13 protein-coding genes, 2 tRNA genes, 1 pseudogene and 1 riboswitch are annotated in these 16,692 nt (G+C 71.9%); of the genes and pseudogenes, 7 read left to right on the top strand and 9 right to left on the bottom strand.

Annotated features, from left to right (window positions below; all coding sequences use genetic code 11):
* Positions 1-60: 60 nt before the first annotated feature.
* Both trmB and AC068Z_RS12275 read left to right on the top strand, forming a co-directional pair.
* Positions 61-939, top strand: coding sequence for a tRNA (guanosine(46)-N7)-methyltransferase TrmB (trmB, locus tag AC068Z_RS12280; protein WP_478554521.1), 879 nt, complete (start codon positions 61-63; stop codon positions 937-939).
* A 53-nt stretch (positions 940-992) separates the two neighbouring features.
* Positions 993-2,324, top strand: a complete 1,332-nt coding sequence (locus AC068Z_RS12275; RefSeq protein WP_478554520.1) for a PrsW family intramembrane metalloprotease — start codon at positions 993-995, stop codon at positions 2,322-2,324.
* Between the two features lie 77 nt (positions 2,325-2,401).
* Here the strand turns inward: AC068Z_RS12275 and AC068Z_RS12270 are convergent, their stop codons facing one another.
* From AC068Z_RS12270 to AC068Z_RS12250, 5 genes are all read right to left on the bottom strand, one after another.
* Positions 2,402-3,421 carry a M23 family metallopeptidase gene (locus AC068Z_RS12270; protein ID WP_478554519.1) on the bottom strand — a complete coding sequence of 340 codons (1,020 nt, stop codon included), beginning with the start codon at positions 3,419-3,421 and terminating at the stop codon, positions 2,402-2,404.
* 11 nt (positions 3,422-3,432) lie between these two features.
* A riboswitch (cyclic di-AMP (ydaO/yuaA leader) is annotated at positions 3,433-3,591 on the bottom strand.
* Positions 3,592-3,821: 230 nt separating this feature from the next.
* Positions 3,822-4,919, bottom strand: a complete 1,098-nt coding sequence (locus tag AC068Z_RS12265; RefSeq protein WP_478554518.1) for a PP2C family protein-serine/threonine phosphatase — start codon at positions 4,917-4,919, stop codon at positions 3,822-3,824.
* Between the two features lie 204 nt (positions 4,920-5,123).
* Positions 5,124-5,197 (bottom strand) — tRNA-Met (locus tag AC068Z_RS12260).
* Positions 5,198-5,248: 51 nt separating this feature from the next.
* Entirely contained in the window at positions 5,249-6,460 is a 1,212-nt protein-coding gene (locus tag AC068Z_RS12255) for an alginate lyase family protein (protein ID WP_478554517.1), read from the bottom strand.
* A 68-nt stretch (positions 6,461-6,528) separates the two neighbouring features.
* On the bottom strand, positions 6,529-7,656 hold the full coding sequence (locus AC068Z_RS12250; RefSeq protein ID WP_478554516.1) for a dihydrofolate reductase family protein: 1,128 nt from the start codon (positions 7,654-7,656) through the stop codon (positions 6,529-6,531).
* A 62-nt stretch (positions 7,657-7,718) separates the two neighbouring features.
* Between AC068Z_RS12250 and AC068Z_RS12245 the strand changes: the two genes are divergently transcribed.
* From AC068Z_RS12245 to AC068Z_RS12225, 5 genes are all read left to right on the top strand, one after another.
* On the top strand, positions 7,719-8,228 hold the full coding sequence (locus tag AC068Z_RS12245; RefSeq protein WP_478554515.1) for a MarR family winged helix-turn-helix transcriptional regulator: 510 nt from the start codon (positions 7,719-7,721) through the stop codon (positions 8,226-8,228).
* Between the two features lie 193 nt (positions 8,229-8,421).
* A complete protein-coding gene (locus AC068Z_RS12240) occupies positions 8,422-9,057 on the top strand; it encodes a GTP cyclohydrolase II (RefSeq protein WP_478554514.1) in 636 nt (211 codons plus the stop codon).
* Between the two features lie 127 nt (positions 9,058-9,184).
* Positions 9,185-11,356, top strand: a complete 2,172-nt coding sequence (locus tag AC068Z_RS12235) for a hypothetical protein (protein WP_478554513.1) — start codon at positions 9,185-9,187, stop codon at positions 11,354-11,356.
* 62 nt (positions 11,357-11,418) lie between these two features.
* Positions 11,419-11,793: a hypothetical protein gene (locus tag AC068Z_RS12230; RefSeq protein ID WP_478554512.1), complete on the top strand. Its 375-nt coding sequence runs from the start codon at positions 11,419-11,421 to the stop codon at positions 11,791-11,793.
* A 177-nt stretch (positions 11,794-11,970) separates the two neighbouring features.
* The gene (locus AC068Z_RS12225) at positions 11,971-12,258 is read left to right on the top strand and encodes a hypothetical protein (protein ID WP_478554511.1); all 288 of its coding nucleotides are present in this window, start codon (positions 11,971-11,973) and stop codon (positions 12,256-12,258) included.
* A 54-nt stretch (positions 12,259-12,312) separates the two neighbouring features.
* Here AC068Z_RS12225 and AC068Z_RS12220 read toward each other — a convergent pair.
* From AC068Z_RS12220 to AC068Z_RS12205, 4 genes and pseudogenes are all read right to left on the bottom strand, one after another.
* Positions 12,313-12,385 (bottom strand) — tRNA-Lys (locus AC068Z_RS12220).
* 87 nt (positions 12,386-12,472) lie between these two features.
* Positions 12,473-14,008, bottom strand: coding sequence for an amino acid permease (locus AC068Z_RS12215; protein ID WP_478554510.1), 1,536 nt, complete (start codon positions 14,006-14,008; stop codon positions 12,473-12,475).
* 47 nt (positions 14,009-14,055) lie between these two features.
* Positions 14,056-16,176: an FG-GAP repeat domain-containing protein gene (locus AC068Z_RS12210; protein ID WP_478554509.1), complete on the bottom strand. Its 2,121-nt coding sequence runs from the start codon at positions 16,174-16,176 to the stop codon at positions 14,056-14,058.
* A gap of 188 nt (positions 16,177-16,364) precedes the next feature.
* A pseudogene (locus AC068Z_RS12205) lies at positions 16,365-16,692 on the bottom strand (DEAD/DEAH box helicase); the annotation flags it as partial.

Raw genomic sequence — 16,692 nt, 5'->3', positions numbered from 1 at the left:
GGGTCTCGTCCTCACACGCCGGACGGGCTGAAATACCGCCACCCGTAGAATCGAAGCACTGTGTCTGACTCCCTCTCCACCCCCGAAGCCCCCCAGCCCGTCCCCGGCCACACGCCCGGCGTGTCTGTCCGGCATACCCGGGCCAAGGGGCAGCCGCGGTTCCCGGACGGGCCGCAGGCCGATCCGGCCGGGTCGCACTTCGAGCGGCGGATCCGGAGTTTTCAGCCGCGGCGGAGCCGGGTGACCGCGGGGCAGGCGGACGCGCTGCAGCGGCTGTGGCCCAAGTGGGGGCTCGACATCGACGGGCAGCGGGTCATCGACCTGCCGGAGATGTTCGGCAACGACCGACCGGTCGTGCTGGAGATCGGGTTCGGGATGGGCGAGGCCACCGCGCAGATGGCCGCCGCGGATCCCGACACCAATGTGCTCGCCGTCGACGTGCACACGCCCGGCCAGGGCAACCTGCTCAACCTCGCCGACCACCACGGCCTGTCCAACATCCGCGTCGGCAACGGCGACGCCATCATCCTGCTCCGCGAGATGCTCGCCCCGGACGCCCTCGACGGGCTCCGCGTCTACTTCCCGGACCCCTGGCCCAAGAAGCGGCACCACAAGCGGCGGCTGATCCAGCCGGAGTTCCTCAGCCTCGCCGCGACCCGGCTCAGGCCCGGCGGGCTGCTGCACTGCGCGACCGACTGGGAGCCGTACGCCGAACAGATGCTCGAGGTACTGACGGCCCATCCGGACTTCGAGAACACGCAGGCCGACGGCGGTTTTGCGCCGCGTCCCGAGTTCCGGCCGCTGACCCGTTTCGAGGGCCAGGGACTGGACAAGGGACATGTCGTGAACGACCTGCTCTTCCGTCGCGTACAGCAGCGCGTAGACCTGCGCGCGGCCCAGCGCGTACCCCACTCGGACGAACCCCCCACCGGCGCCTGAGCCCACCGCTCTCCCTCTGCGGGCTGCGCCCCTCCCTCGTTAGGGTCAATGCCGTGGCCACCTGTCCCCCGTCCCCGACGCACCCCCCCGGTCCACCCGGCGGCGCACTGCGGCACGCGCACTGGTGGCAGCGGAAGTGGGTGCGTTACGGCGCGCTGATCACCCTGCTCGCCCTCTCCGGTCTCGTGATCCTCGCCCTCGTGCGGGAGCAGACCGGCACCCAGGGGTTCCTGGTCGGTCTCGGGCTCGCCGTCCTGCCGGTGCCGCTGCTCATAGCCGCCTTCCGCTGGCTGGACCGGGTCGAGCCGGGCCCCTGGCGGAATCTGCTCTTCGCCTTCGCCTGGGGCGCCTGCGCCGCCGCACTCATAGCGATCGTCGCCAACAGCTTCGCGACCAGATGGATAGCCACGGCCACCGCGGACCCGTCCAGCGCGGACACCCTCGGGGCCACCGTCATAGCGCCGATCGTGGAGGAGTCCGCGAAAGCGGCCGCCGTCCTGCTCGTCTTCCTCTTCCGGCGGCGGGACTTCACCGGGCTCGTCGACGGGGTGGTGATAGCCGGGATCACCGCCACCGGTTTCGCGTTCACCGAGAACATCCTCTACCTGGGCACCGCGTTCGGCACCGACCAGCTCACCGGCGACAGCGGCATCGCGTCCGTGACCGCAGCGACCTTCTTCGTGCGCATCGTCATGTCTCCCTTCGCGCACCCCCTCTTCACCGTCCTCACCGGCATCGGCTTCGGTATCGCCGCGCTCTCCGGCGACCGTCAGCGCTGGCGGCGCGTGCTGCTGCCGCTGTCCGGGCTGCTGCTCGCGATGGGCATGCACGCGATGTGGAACGGCTCGTCGGTGTTCGGCCCGTACGGCTTCTTCGCGGTGTACGCGGCGATCATGGTGCCCGCGTTCGGGCTGCTGACGTGGCTGGTGATCTGGACCCGCCAGCGCGAGCTGCGCACCGTGCGCGAGGAGCTGCCCGTCTACGCGGTCGCCGGCTGGCTCACCCCCGGCGAGCCCTTCGCGCTGAGCTCGATGCGCGCCCGGCGCCTGGCCCGGCAGCACGCCCGCCGCCACGCCGGAAAGCGGGCGGCGCGGGAGGTGGCCCAGTACGAGGCGTACGCGACCTCCCTGGCGTTCCTGCGGCACCGGGGCCGCCGGGGCCGCGCGGGCTCCGACTTCGTCGTACGGGAAGCGGAGTTGCTGCGGGAGCTGTGGCGGCGCCGGGAGGTCGCGCGCCCCGCCCTGGACCACGCGGCCCGGGTCACCGCGCCGCCGGTGCCGGTGGTGCCGCCGCCGTGGCCGGTGCACGGCGGGTACGGAAACCCGGCGCAGCCGGCCTACCAGCCCTGTCCCGCGTACCCGGCGTACAACCCGTACCGCACGTAGACATGCGTAACCGGCAGCCCTGACGTCGGGGGGAAGTGCCGTCAGGACCGCCGGGGATCACACTGAGGGCTGGGTGGTCAGGGGTTGAGGCCCTTGCTGCGCAGCCAGGCCAGCGGGTCGATGCCGGAGGAGGACCCCGCGGTGTGGACCTCCATGTGCAGGTGGGCGCCGGTCACGTTGCCGGTCGCGCCCACGCGCCCGATGATGTCGCCGGTGTTGACCTTCTGGCCGACGCTGACGCTGATCGAGGACTGGTGCGCGTACCAGATCTCGGTGCCGTCCTCGAGGGTGAGCACGGTCTTGTAGCCGTAGGAGCCGTCCCAGCCCGCCGAGGTGATGGTGCCGGTGTGGACGGCCTTGAGGAGGGTACCTGTGGGAGCGGCGAAGTCGAGGCCGGTGTGGTAGCCGGAGGACCACAGCGAACCGGCCTGGCCGAAGGTGGAGGTGAGGGTGTACGAGGAAGTCGGCAGCGCGAACTGCTTGGCGAGCTGGGCCAGCCGCTCGGCCTCGGCCTTCTCGCGGGCCTCCTCCTCCGCCTTCTCCTTGGCGGCCTTGGCCTTGGCCTCGGCCTCCTTCTCCGCCTTGGCGGCGGCTTCCGCGGCGGCCTTCTCGGCAGCGGCGGCGGCGGCCTCGGCGGCCTTGGTGTCGACCTGGTCCTGCTGCTGCTCGGCCTGGGCCATGATGCGGGCGCGCAGCGCCTCACCGGCGTCGGCGCCCTGCTCGGTGCCGGTGGTGGTGACCCCGATGTTGCTGAGCGGGGTGGTGTCGGCCTCGGGAGCCTCGTCCGCGGAGTCGTTGATCAGCGGCAGGTCGGGCATGGTGATCGCGACCGGCGGCTTGCCGGACTGCGCGCTGGCCATGCCGCCCGCGCCGACGGCGGCTATGACGCCGACGCCGAGAACCGTGGAGCTGCGGGCGAGTCCGCCGCGCTGCTTGGCGACGCGGTGCCGGCCGCGTACCGGGCGAATGGACTCCGCGGTGGGGTTCCACTCCTCCCAAGGGCCCTCGTCGGTGCGGGGGCTGCCGTAGCCGAAAGCCTCGGTGTCACGCTGGCTCGGCACGAACGGGGCCTCAGGGGCAGGCCGGTTTGACGCCACGTGGGCGTGCTCCTTTCCTTCCTTCTCGCCTACCGGGTTAGCTGACGGGTTCGGAGCAGGAAGGTCTCCTACGCGCGTATATCCGCCGTTCCATGCCCGGCGAAATACGCGCGATTCACCCCAAGTTGGTGGTTCCCCGGTTCCCTCGCGGGATTCGGCGCGTGCGCACGGAGCCGACTCTTGTGACGGCTGGGACGACCGCGCTGCGTTATCGAACGTTAATAGACCCAGGGCGTTGATTCCAAGCTGTTCCTCTTGATCATTAACGATTCCGGCCTGGACTTTCGGGTCACGACGGGGCTAAATCGGGCGAGTTGACCAAGTCTCAGGCGTCACACCAGTACTGACGGTGTGTCAGTTGTTATGCGGAGGGCGTCCATCCGATCACCCGGGGTGACGGTCAGGGTCTTCGTACGGCGAGCAGGGCCATGTCGTCCGCCATCCCTCCCCCGCAGTGCCGGCGCACCTCCTCGGCGAGGGCCCGGATCAGGGTGCCGGGATCGGCGAAGACGCGGCCGGCCAGCCGTCGCTCGGGGTCGTAGAAGGCGCCGTGCGCGTCCCGGGCCTCGGACAGTCCGTCGGTGTGCAGCAGCAGGGTGGTGCCGGGCGGGAAGGGGACCTCGTCGGCGCGGTCCGGCCAGTTGCCCAGCTCGCTCATGCCCAGCGGCAGCGCCGGATCCCGCGCGGGCAGCGGGCGCACGGTCCCGTCGGGATACAGCAGCAGCGGGGGCGGATGGCCGCGGTTGACGACCCGTACGACCCCGTCGCCGTGCGGGAGTTCGGCGAGTACGGCGGTGGTGAACCCCTCGACGGCGTCGATCCCGTCGCGCCGGGAGCCCTCCCGGTCCAGCGCCCGCTCCAGCCGCTGCGCGACCGCCTCCAGGGTCGGCTCCTGCTCGGCCGCCTCCCGGAACGCCCCGATGACGACGGCGACGGCCGCGACCGCCCCCATGCCCTTGCCGCGCACGTCACCGACGACGAGCCGGACGCCGTACGCGCTGTCCTGCACCGCGTACAGGTCGCCGCCGATGAACGCGTCGGCCTGCGCCGCCTCGTAGCGGGCGGCGATCTCGTACCCGCCGAGCCGCTCCATGGGCAGGGGCAGGACGGCTCGCTGAGTGGCCTCGGCGATCTCCCGCTGCGAGGCGAGCCGCTGATGGCCCTCGCGCACGACGAGATTGAGTACGACGGCCAGGACCGCGACCGTGACCACGGTGAGCACCTCGGTGACCGTGTCCCCGTCGAGGCCGAAGCCGAAGCGGACATGGACCGCGTAGGCGGCTATCAGGGCCGCGATCCCGGTGACGACGGTGCCGAGGAGCCCGAAGAACGGCGCGGCGACCAGCGGGGCGGCGGTGAAGAAGGGGATCGCGGTGTAACCGCGGGGGGTGACGAAGTCGTACAGGACCCCACCCGCGATGAGCAGCGCCGGGAGCAGCCGTACGAAGGTGCGCGCGGGCGGGACGCGCCGTGCGTCCGCCACCCCTGAAGTCCGCACCGCCGCCTCCTGCCACGTCCGCCGTCCCTCCAGGTTTCCCGGAGCGGGGGCGGGGGGCGATCGGGGTGGGCCGAGTGGATGAGACCGGGAAGAGGGGGTGAGACCTGGAACACACGTGGCACGGACCACAGACGGCCAGGACATACACGCGGACACGACTGAGGGCCGGAACTCATTCAATGAGTTCCGGCCCTCGGCCTTCAGTAGCGGGGACAGGATTTGAACCTGCGACCTCTGGGTTATGAGCCCAGCGAGCTACCGAGCTGCTCCACCCCGCGTCGGTGAAACCAGTGTACGTCATCCGCGGGACGCCGAGCACACACGTTTGTTCAGGCGGCGGGATTCCCCGCGTGGGTCAGGGTCTCCCAGGCCACGAAGAGGTTGTCGGTACCGGCCGGGCGGGTCTTCTCGGCCAGTCTGCGGGCGGCCGGGACGGAGCCGCCGCGCCGGCCCTCCAGATGGTTGAGGGCGACCTCGAGACCGGGTCCGAGGGTCCGTTCGACCCTGCCCCCGCACAGCCACCCCGGCGCCGGCTCCCCCAGCTGATGGCGGGCGTGCAGTTCCATCGCGGCCGTCAGCCGGTCCTCGGCCTCTCCGTACAGATCGACGCCCTGGTGCCAGGCGGTCTCGGCGATGTGGGCGGTGGCGGCGAGGGAGTGGCCGACGTGCGCGAAGCCGCGGCAGGTCTCCTGGGTGAGGCCCGTCCGGTACGTCGTCTGCTCGAACCAGTACGCCGCCAGCCGCTGCGGGGTGTTCATGCCGGACCCGGCCGGGGTGAGCGGGAGGCGGCCGTCCTTCTCCAAGTAGTAGTAGGCGGGCACGCGGTCGCGGTAGCGGGCGAGGGCGTGGTCGAAGGCCGCGTGGTCGTCGAGGAAGACGGCGATGGAGATGGCGGCGTCGGTGGTGACGAGGTCCTGGGTGCCGTTGACGTCCGGGACCTTCTCGGCGACCTGGGGGAGGTGGGCGGTGCGCAGCATGCGCTCGAAGCGGGCCACGCGGTCCCGCGGCCAGCCCGCCCCGGGGCTGTACCGGACGATCTCGGCGGCGCGGGCCCACGTGGACCCGGCCCAGCCCGCCTGAAGCCCGGCGTTCTCCCCGGTGTGCCGCTGCAGCGTCGCCGACCAGGCGTCCATGATCTCCCTGGCCTTGAGGGCGTGCCGCGGCTTGCCGGTGACGGTGAACAACAGGGCCTGCGTGTAGGCGGCGATGGCGTCCTGCCGCTCCTCCGCACACCCCCGGCCGGCCTTCTTCCCGGCGGGACAGTGCACTTCGGCGCGCGGCCGGGCCCGGTACCTGTACGCCCCGTACTTGCTGTCCCGCATCCCCAGATACGCCTTCAGCCACGGCTGCTTTCCGGCGGTGACGTTCTCTCGTACGGCGGCCAGCTGGGCCGCGCCGACGAGCACGCCGGGGTGGGTGAACTCGGCGTCCGACGACAGCACCCTGGCCATGGTGCGCTCTCCGGGCCCGGCCGCCCCACAGGCGCTGACGAGCAGGGCGGCGAGCACAAGTCCGGCGGTACGCCTTCGAACTGACCTCATGTGGGCAGCGTGGCCCCGGCGGGGGTGGGGCGCAGTCCGTGTTGGGCCAACCTGCGTAGCCGCCGGGCTCAGGTCAGCAGATGCCGGTTCGGTTCCATGGCCCGGTCCGCGTGCTCCGGCAGCACCACCACGTCCGCCCCGGCCGCCGCCAGCAGCCCGGTCCCGTCCGCGTCCGTGACGAAGGTGTCGGGCTCCCGCCAGGCCGTGACCACTCTGCGCACCCCCGCGTCCAGGATCAGCCGGGCACAGGGCGCCGGGCGGGAGGCCCGCCGGGCGCACGGCTCCAGGCTGCTGTAGACGGTGGCGGAAGGCAGCCGCGGATCCGCCGGGTCGATCTTCGCCAGGGCCGCCTCCTCCGCGTGGACCACCGGGTCGTCCCCCTCCCGGGAGTGCCCGCGCGCGAGTTCCGTGCCGTCGGCGGCCACCACCACCGCCCCCACGCTGAACGCCGTCCGCGACGGCGGGCACAGCCGCGCCAGTTCGCAGGCGAGCCGCAGCCAGTGGTGGTCGGCGGCGGTCGCGCGCGTGCCCTCGCCGGGTGCGGTGGGTTCGTAGCGCATCAGCACCACGTCCTCGATGCGGCGGGAGTCCACTAGGCGGAGCCGGCCGGACTGGTACCCGCCGGGACCGAAGAGGCGGGGCGCGGAGGCGTCGCCCACGAACAGCGGCGCCACGACCAGCTGCAGTTCGTCCGCCAGGCCCTCCTGGAGGAGCTGGGTGTGGATCCGGCCGCCGCCCTCCACCATCAGCCGCCGTACGCCCCGGGCGTACAGGTCCCCGAGCAGCCGGGGCCAGTCCAGGTCCGCGCCCAGGCCGACCACGTCCGCCGCGAGGGAGGCCGCGCGCGCCCGCTCGGCGCCCTTCTCCGTCGTATAGACGACCTTGTCGCCGCCCGTGTGCCAGAACCTCGCCGCCGGGTCGAGGTCGCCGCTCCCGCTGACCGCGACCTTCAGCGGGTACTCGGGCCGCCCCGCGGCGACCCGTGCCGCGCGCCGCTCCGGGGAGTTGACCAGCAGCCGCGGGTTGTCGGCCCGGATCGTGCCCGCGCCGATCAGGATCGCGTCGACGGAGGCCCGCACCTCGTCGACGCGGTCGAAGTCGGCGGGGCTGGAGAGCAGCAGCCGCTCGGGGCCGGTGTCGTCCAGGTAGCCGTCGAGGGAGACGGCGGCCGAGAGGAGGACGTAAGGCAGAGGCATCGGCGCTCCTACGGGGACCTCGTGGGCTTGGTTCAAGTTTGAAGCAAACCTACACTGGCCGCATGACGACCCGCTGGCTCACCCCCGAGGAGCAGCGCGCCTGGCGCGCGTACATCGGCGCCACCCATCTCCTGGAGGACGCCCTCGACCGGCAGCTCCAGCATGACGCCGGCATGCCGCACGTGTACTACTCGATCCTCGCCAACCTCTCCGAGTCACCGGAGCGCCGGCTGCGGATGACCGATCTCGCGGAGACGGTGAAGATCACCCGCAGCAGGCTGACGTACGCCGTGACCCGGCTGGAGAAGGACGGGCTCGTCGCGCGCGAGGGGTGCCCGTCGGACAAGCGGGGCAGCGTCGCCGCGCTGACCGACAAGGGCATGGCCGCGCTGGAACGGACCGCCCCCGGCCATGTCGCCACCGTGCGGGCCGCCCTCTTCGATCACCTCACCCCGGAGCAGGTCGGCCAGCTGGAGGAGATCTTCGGCGGTGTCACCCGGGCGCTGCAGGGCGGGGAGTCGACGGACATGCCCTGGCTGCGCCGCTCGGGCGGCTGCGGCGGGGGCGAATGAGGCGTCGCCGCACCGCGATTCGCGCCATGCGCGCGCCGCGATGCACGTACGCGTGCCGCGATCCACGCCACTACGCGCGCCGCGGTCCACGTCACAAACCAGTTGCTTCAAACTTCAAGCATGAGCTAGGGTCCCGTATCGAGGAGCTGCTTCAAATCTGAAGCAGTAAGCCCTCCGACGACCGGAGACCCGCATGTCCGACCAGCCCGCCGCCACCCCGCGCTCCCGCGTCCGCGTACCGCTGCGTTTTCACGACGGCTACGGTGTCGACGCCGACCTCGTCACCTTCCACGGCCTCTCCGACGGCCAGGAGCACGTGGCCGTCGTCCTCGGCGACCCCGGACCCATCCCGCTCGTCCGGCTCCACTCCGAGTGCCTGACCGGCGATGTCTTCGGCTCGGCCCGCTGCGACTGCGGCCCCCAGCTGCGCGAGGCGGTCGAGCGCATCGCGGAGCGCGGCGGCGTGCTGCTCTACCTCCGCCAGGAGGGCCGTGGCATCGGCCTCTACAACAAGCTCGACGCGTACGCCCTCCAGGACCAGGGCCTCGACACCTACGCCGCCAACGCCGCCCTCGGCCTGCCGGAGGACGCGCGCGACTACACGGCCGCCGCCCAGATGCTGACCGCCCTCGGCATCGACGAGCTCGACCTGCTCTCCAACAACCCCGACAAGGCCGCCCAGTTGCGCGAGCTCGGCATCGACGTCCGCGACCGCGTCCCCACCGGCGTCTTCACCACCCAGCACAACGTCCGCTATCTGCGCGCCAAGGTCCTCCAGACCCAACACACCCTGCCCCTCGCCGAGTTGACGGGGCGCACGGCCGGCTGACGCTTCCCCGGAATGTCTCCCGGACCGCTGGTGCGCAGCCGTTCGACTCCGTACAGTGCTGCGGCCGGGCTGTGACTGGGGGGTTGCCGTGGGGCGGTTCTTACGTGCGGGGCGAAGATCCGCCCTGGTGTGCGCAGGCCTGGTGCTGCTCGGCAGCCCCTGGATGCGCGATCCGCTGAACGAGTACCAGCCGGACACCCCGCTGGGAAGCCTGGTCCACCGCTCGCTGTACGTCCCCCTGTGGGATCTGTCCCCCAGCTCGGAGGGGTTCGCCGAGCCCCTGTATCGCGCGGGCGACACCGCCCTGGTCGTCCTGGTCGCCGGTGTCGTGCTGGCGTCCTTGCCGCTGACCCGGAGCCCGGCCTCCCGGGGTCTGCGGTGGCTGGCCGCCTTCGGCGCGGGCCTGCTCCTCTCGCTCCTCGCGGCGGTGGCGTCCTGGGCCGCCGTGAAAGCCGACGGCGAGGAGTCCCTGCTGTTCTTCGGCTCGCCCACGGACGCGGTGATCGTCAACTTCCTCGTGGACGGCCTCGTCTTCGGCGTGCTGCTGGGCCTGACCCTGGCGCTCGTGCACGGCGGGACCGGTACCCGCGCAGCCATGTCCCGTATCCGCGAACGGAGCAGCACCATGGCACCCTCCGCCCCCCAGACCCCCGGTGGTGTCGTGGGCTCCGCCGCCCCGGACGACACCACCCGCCACCTGTGCGCGGCCGCCTACACCGACCCCGGGTTCAGCCGCCGGGTCGTCGAGGACGTCCTGCGCGACGAGCTCGGCGCGGTCGCCCCCTCGCCCGGCGTCGACCTGGTGCCGGTCGTCCGGCACAGCCTGGCGGCCCGGCGGCTGCACCGCGACCGCGACAAGCGGCTCGCCGCGCTCAATGTGCTGATCGCCCTCTTCGGACCGCTGTGGCTGGTCTACGGCCACCTCGCCTTCAAGGCGCTGGCCGCCGCCTCCCGGGCTCCGGGGCGGGCGGTGCGCGGCCGGGAACCGGTGGACTCGGCGGCCGCCGTACGCCGGCTCGTGGCCACGCTCCTCGCCCTGCTGCTCGCCGGGTTCCTGTTCGGCCTGTTCCTGTCCGCGCTGCCGATGCCGGGCTGGCTGAGCTGGCTGTGCGGCTCGTACGCGCTGGGCATTCCGCCGCTGCTGGCGGTGATCGGCGGCGGGGCGTGGGGGTTCTGGATCATGGCCCAGGGGGAGCTGGACGTCGACCGGCGGCTGCGGGAGAACCTGCGGCGCGAGAACTTCGACCCCGCCGCGGCCCCCAAGCCCGGCGAGGCGTGGGCGAAGGCGGGGGTGCGGGCCGTGGCCGAGGCGCAGTCCGGCAACGTGACCGTCTACAGCGGCTTCTCCCCCTTCGTCGGCCAGGGCGTCCACAACTCCCAGTGGGCCCTGTCGCTGCCGCTGCTCCCCGCCCAACCCGGCGGCCCGCTCACCGACTTCGACACCTGGGCGGTGGTGGAGCGACTGCGGGTCCGGCTGCGGGAGGCCGCCACCCGGCCCCCGCTGGACGGCGGCCCGAGCCTCGCGGCGCTGGAGGTGGAGGACCGGGTCTTCGCCGGCGGCACCCGGATCGCGGGCGACGCGCGGCTGCTGCCCGCGTTCCTGAAGGCGCCCGCGACCCGGCTCTCCGACCTCGTCGTACGCGAGATCGCGCTGGACCCGCAGGGCACACCCCGGCACTGTCTGGCCGCCCATCTGCCGCTGTGGGGCGGCGCGGTGGTGCCCAGTCAGCTGCTGCACGTCGCGGTCGTGGGCCGCACCCTGCACCTGCACTGCGACCGCCACGTCCTGACCCCGCTCCGCCCCGATCTGCGCCGGGTCGATCTGCTGCCCTCGCGCCTCACCCCCGCGCACCGGGCGGGCCTGCTGCTCTCGGCGCTGCGCGACAGCGGCACCGCCCTGTTCGGCGCGCCCCGGGCCGTGCTCGGCGACGCCCTGCGCGACTGGCGCGCACCGCGCCGCAGACGCCGGGAACAGGCGGCCGCGCAGACGGACCCGGCCTTCGACCGCGGGGCCCGCATGAGCATCCGCGAGCACGCCATGAGCGCCGAGTACCTCGACCACTTCCAACGCGTCGACGCCGAGCGGGCGTTCGCCGCGCTCGACCGGCACGCCCTGGCCGCCGTACGGGACTTCCTGGACGAGCACGGGGTGGACACCACCGACTTCCGCACCCAGACGCAGACGATCCTCAACCACGGGGTGCTCCAGACCGGCGGGGTCAGCGTCGTGGGCAACCAGGCCGTCGGGCAGGGCGCCCAGGCCACCGCCAGGACGGCCACGGCCACAGCCCCGCAGTAGGGACGGCCACGGCCACAGCCCCGCAGCAAGGACGGCCACGGCCCCGCAACAAGGAGGACGAGATGACCCAGCAGCCCCCTGAGAGCGCGAACTTCGGCGTGCAGCAGTTCGGCGGCCAGAGCCAGGTGGCCAACCAGGCCGTGGGCCCGGGCGCCCGGGCGATCGCGGGCCAGGTCTCCTTCCAGTCGCTCACCGCGGACCAACGGACCCAGATCCACCACCAGCTGGCCCAGGTGGAACGCCTGCTGGACGAACACCTCCCCGACCAGGAGCCGCCCCGGGCCGAACTCCGCCGGCTGCGGGACGAGCTGGCCGACAGCGCCCCCGAGCCCGGAGTCGTCCGCCGGGCCCTGGACCGGCTGGCGGCCGTCGCCGAACCGGTGGCCCCGCTGGCGGCGGCGGTGGCGGCCCTCGCCCAGGCGATCCCCGCTTTCTGACGTACCCCGGCTCGCGTCCGGCGGCCGTGCGCCCAGCCGTGGGCCCGGCTCTGCCCCGTCGCGCCCCGCCGTGCCCCGGCTGTGCCTCAGCCGTGTCACAGCATGGACACGACACCCCCACTCACCCCCGGAGTCACGCATGATGCACCCTCAGCGATCAAGAACCCTGGGGGGACCATGAAGACCCGTACAGCCGTCGTAGCCGCGCTCATCGCCCTCGGCGGCCTCACCGCCTGCGGCAGCGGCGACGACAGCGCCGACCCCGCCGCCTGCAAGAAGGCACTCGTCGAGCAGATGGAGAGCGGCAAGGAGGGCGACCGCCCCGGCTCCTGCGAGGGCCTCAGCGACAAGGAGATCGAGAAGATCGCCCGCGAGGTCGTCGGCGAACAGGTCGGGGACTCCCTCGAAGACCTCGAAGCGAGCCTCGACGACTCCCTGGAGGACCTGGAGACGGCGGCACCCTGACCCGGCGACGCCACGAGCCCCGGCCCGGACGCGGTCCGGACCGGGGCTCGGCGGTAGGCCCTGTGGGACTCGAACCCACAACCAATGGATTAAAAGTCCACTGCTCTGCCAATTGAGCTAAGGGCCCAGGCGATGTTGCCCCCACGAGCATAGCCGGACGCGGCCCTGTCTCCGATCGGGTATTGGCACACGGCCGCGTCCGGCGGGTGAAGGGTTACGGATCGACCGGTTCGGGGGAGCCGGCGCGCGCCGCCTCGCGGGCCTTCGTGCGTTCGTGATCGGCGTTCAGGAACCAGTGCCGCGCCGACACCAGCCACCAGGTCGCGGCGAAGCCGAGGACCACCAGGACGGCGACCGGGGCGTAGTTGAAGGTCTCGGCGGTGACCGGGGAGACCTGCGGCAGCATGAACAGCACCGTGATGACCCCGACCCACGCCACCGCCACCACGCCGATCACTTTGGACCAGCGCCCCAGGTGCCAGGGCCCCCGCTCGAAGGCCTCGCCCTTGCGCAGCCGCAGCAGGGTCGGGATGACGTAGGCGATGTAGAGGCCGATCACCGCGATCGAGGTCACCGCCGCGTAGGCCGTGACATTGATCAGATACGGCAGACCCAGCACCAGAGCGCCCAGCGCGGCCAGCCACACCGCCGCCACGGGCGTCCGCGTGCGCGGGCTCACCGTGTGCCAGATGTGCGAGAACGGCAGGGCGCCGTCGCGCGAGAAGGCGTAGATCATGCGGCTGTTGGCGGTCACCGAGGCCATCCCGCAGAACAACTGCGCCCCGATCACCACCAGGAGCAGCAGCTTGCCCGCGGTCGCGCCCAGCGCGTCGAGCAGGATCTGGGCGGGCGGCGCGCCCGTCGGGGAGGCGAGGGCTCCCTCGTACGACTGGATCGCGAAGGTGAAGCCCAGCAGCAGCACGAATCCCGCGATCCACGACGTCCAGATGGACCGGACGATCCCCTTCGGGCCGGCCGTCGAGGCGTCGTGGGTCTCCTCCGTCATGTGCGCGGAGGCGTCGTACCCGGTGAAGGTGTACTGGGCCATGAGCAGGCCGATCAGGACGACGTACAGGCTGCTCTCCCAGCCCGTGTTGTTGACGAACTCGCCGAACACGAAGCTCGTGGACTGGTGCTCGTCCGGTACGAAGGTCAGGGCCCCGACGATGACCGCGACCCCGAGGACGTGCCACCACACGCTGACGCTGTTCAGCAGCGCGACGATCCGCACGCCGAAGGTGTTCAGCAGGCCGTGCAGGACCAGGATCCCGGCGAAGAGCAGGATCGTCCGGCCGGGCGTCACCTCGAAGCCGAACTCCAGGTTCAGATACGCGCCCAGGAAGGACGCGGCGCCGAAGTCGATGCCCGCGGTCACCGCGACCTGCCCCAGCACGTTGAACCAGCCCGTGAACCAGGCCCAGGCGGCCGCGGTCCGGGGCGGCGCCAGCCGGTGGGCCCAGAAGTACAGGCCCGCGGAGGTCGGATAGGCCGAACAGATCTCGGCCATCGCGAGCCCCACGAACAGCGTCATCAGCCCCACGGCCACCCAGCCCCAGGTGATCACCGCGGGCCCGCCGGTGTTCATGCCGAACAGATACAGCGTCAGACAGCCCGACAGCACCGAGATGATCGTGAAGGAGACGGCGTAGTTGGAGAACGCCGACATCCGCCGGGCCAGCACCTGCGTATAGCCGAGCTGGGCCAACCGCTCTTCGTCACTGGGCCCGCTCGCTCTGGCGTCGTTTGTCATGCCCCCAGCGATTCCCTCGCCGAGGGCGTGACATGCGTCACAGGTGGCTAAAAGATGCCCTTGTAGCCCTGCCAGCCGCTCGCGATCTTCACGCGCGGTGCGAACGACCCCTTGCCGGTGCCGGTGTTGCGGTAGAGGTTGCCCGCGGTGTCCCGCGCGACCAGGTCGTTCTTGCCGTCGCCGGTGATGTCGCCGACGCCGACGACGGCGTTGTACGAGGTCCCCCAGCCGGAGAAGACCTTCACCCGCTCCTCCACCTGGCCGGTCCCGGTGCCGTCGTAGCGCCACAGCGTCCCGGACTTGTCCAGCGCGAGGACGTCCCCGAACCCGTCGCCGTTCAGGTCACCGGCGCCGACGATCTTCCGGTACGCCGTCCAGGTTCGGATCTTGACGCCCGCCTTGAGCTTGCCCGCGCCGTCGTTGGCGAAGAGGTGGACGTCCCCGGTGGAGGCCTTGCGGGCCAGCAGGTCGGTGCGGCCGTCGCCGGTCAGGTCGCCGGGCGCGGTGAGGACGTCGTACGCGTTCCAGCCGGTGCCGAGAGAGGTGTGGCTGTTCGAGAGGGTGTACGCCTCCCCGCAACGTCCGGTGTACCGGCGCAGTTCGCCGTTCGGCAGGCGGACCAGCAGCTCGGCGCAGCGGTCCTTGCCCATGTCGCCGAACGGCACGGCGATCGTCCCCGCGGGCCAGCCGGAGGCGGAGACCTTGTGGGTGAAGGTGCCCTTGCCCTGGGTGTACTGCAGCGTCAGGGCGCCGGTGGAGTTGAGGGTGACGAGTTCGCCCCAGCTGGAGTGGCCCTGGTCGTGGTGGCCGTGCAGGCCGCCGCTGTAGCCGAGCGAACCGCCGGTCGTGTAGGTCCCGCCGCCGTCGGCCGCGGTCGCCTTCAGGCTCCAGGTCTTGGGGCCGTTGTACGCGTACGTCCCCGCGTCCGTCCTCAGGTCCCAGCTGACGTCGACGTGCGCGCCGCTGCCCGTGATCGTGCGTTCGGTGCGGCCCCGCGCGTCCTGCACGGTGAAGGTCCAGTGGGCGGGCTTGTTCAGCTGCCAGTAGCTGTCCCAGTAGTCGACGCCGTTGGTGCCCTTCACGTCCACCGCGTCACCGGCCACGTCCGACTCGATCTTCGCCAGCGACTGCGCCGGCACACCGCTCTGCACGATCCGGATCGACCTGTCCGGTCCGACGTAGGCGATGTCGCCGCCGAACTTGTCCACCGTCCAGCTCAGGCGGCGCTGGTCGGCGGTGGTCCCGGCCGGGAGGTCGGCGACGGCCCGCGCGGCGGCGGCCGTACCGGAGTGGTAGTCCGTCAGCATCAGCTGCCCGGCCGTCCGGTCGTGCCGGACGAGATAGCCGTCGCCGACGAGCGCGGGGCCCGAGGGCACCTTGATGTTCTTCTTCGCCGTACGGTCGTACACGCCCGCGGCGCCCGTGGGACCGCAGTTCCAGTAGATCCAGCGGCCGATGACCTGCAGCTCCTTGACCGTGCACGGGGCGCCGGTGGAGACGGTCTGGACGGTCTTCTCCGCCTCCAGGTCGAAGGCGGAGACGACGCCGTCACCCGAGCCGGGCTTCCACAGCGCCGTGCCCCATACCGAGGCGGCGGTGATCGGGCGGGTGCGCCGGACCTCCGCCGTGCGTTTGTAGTCCACGTCATCGACGTACTGCTTGCCGGTGGAAGCCGCGTTGTAGATGTAGTAGCGGCCCGTGGCGTCCACGAAACGGCCGCCGGTGACCACGGGTTCTTCCGTCCCGCTGAGCGAATTCGTGCCCGTGCGAATCTGCGCGACCTGCCGGCCGGTGCTGCCCTCCATGAAGTAGCCGACCCAGGTGTTGCCGAAGCCGCGCAAGGGCACGCAACCCCGCTCCCCGGCCTCGCACGCCACACGCTCCGCATGGCTGCCGTCGGCAAACACGTCAGCGAGACCGCGACTGGTCTTGCTCACCACCGTCGAGCCGTCGGCCGAGATCTGCCGTCCGACCACCCACTGGTAGCCGCTCGGCGTGTTCTCCACGCTGGTCAGAAAGCCGCCCGCGTAGTCGATGCCCCACACGCCGTCGGTGATGATCGGCGTAGGAGTGGTGTCCGCGGTGGCCGGACCCGCGGTAGTCAGTGAGCCAGCGCCAAGGGCGGCCAGGCCGATGAGAGCGAGAGCGATCCGGGCACGCCGGGTCAAGGTTCCCTCCCCAGGGAAGTCAGAAAAGGCATCGCGGCAGGCCTCGTCCGAATCCCCCTCGGCCACCCTCCGCCATGCGAGCCAACGGATGTTAACAACCGTCACACAGGCTCCGGTAGGGGATTCCCGGCACGCGGAAGGGCCCGTACGACCGGAGTCGTACGGGCCCTTCAGAGGGTCACTCGGCGTCAGCCGTTGCGCTTCCAGCGCGGCTTGTCCTCGCGGCGCCCGAAGGAGCCGCCACCGCGGTGGTCGTCACGGCGGCCGTAGGGGCGCTCGTGGCCGCCGGAGCGGAAGCCGGGGCGGTCGCCCTGGCGGTCGCGGTTGAACGGACGGTCGCTGCCACGGTGGCCACCGCGCTCGTCACGACGGTCGTCCCGGCGGAAGCCAGGGCGGTCGTTGTCCCGGCGGAAGCCGCCACGGTCGTTGTCACGACGCTCGAAGGAACGCTCACCGCGGTCGTCCCGGCGGAAACCACCACGGTCGTTGTCACGACGCTCGAAGGAACGGCCACCG

This window comes from Streptomyces sp. NPDC043726 (assembly GCF_056436565.1).
Note: the sequence above shows the minus strand (reverse complement) of the source record. Positions and strands in the feature narration are given on the sequence as shown.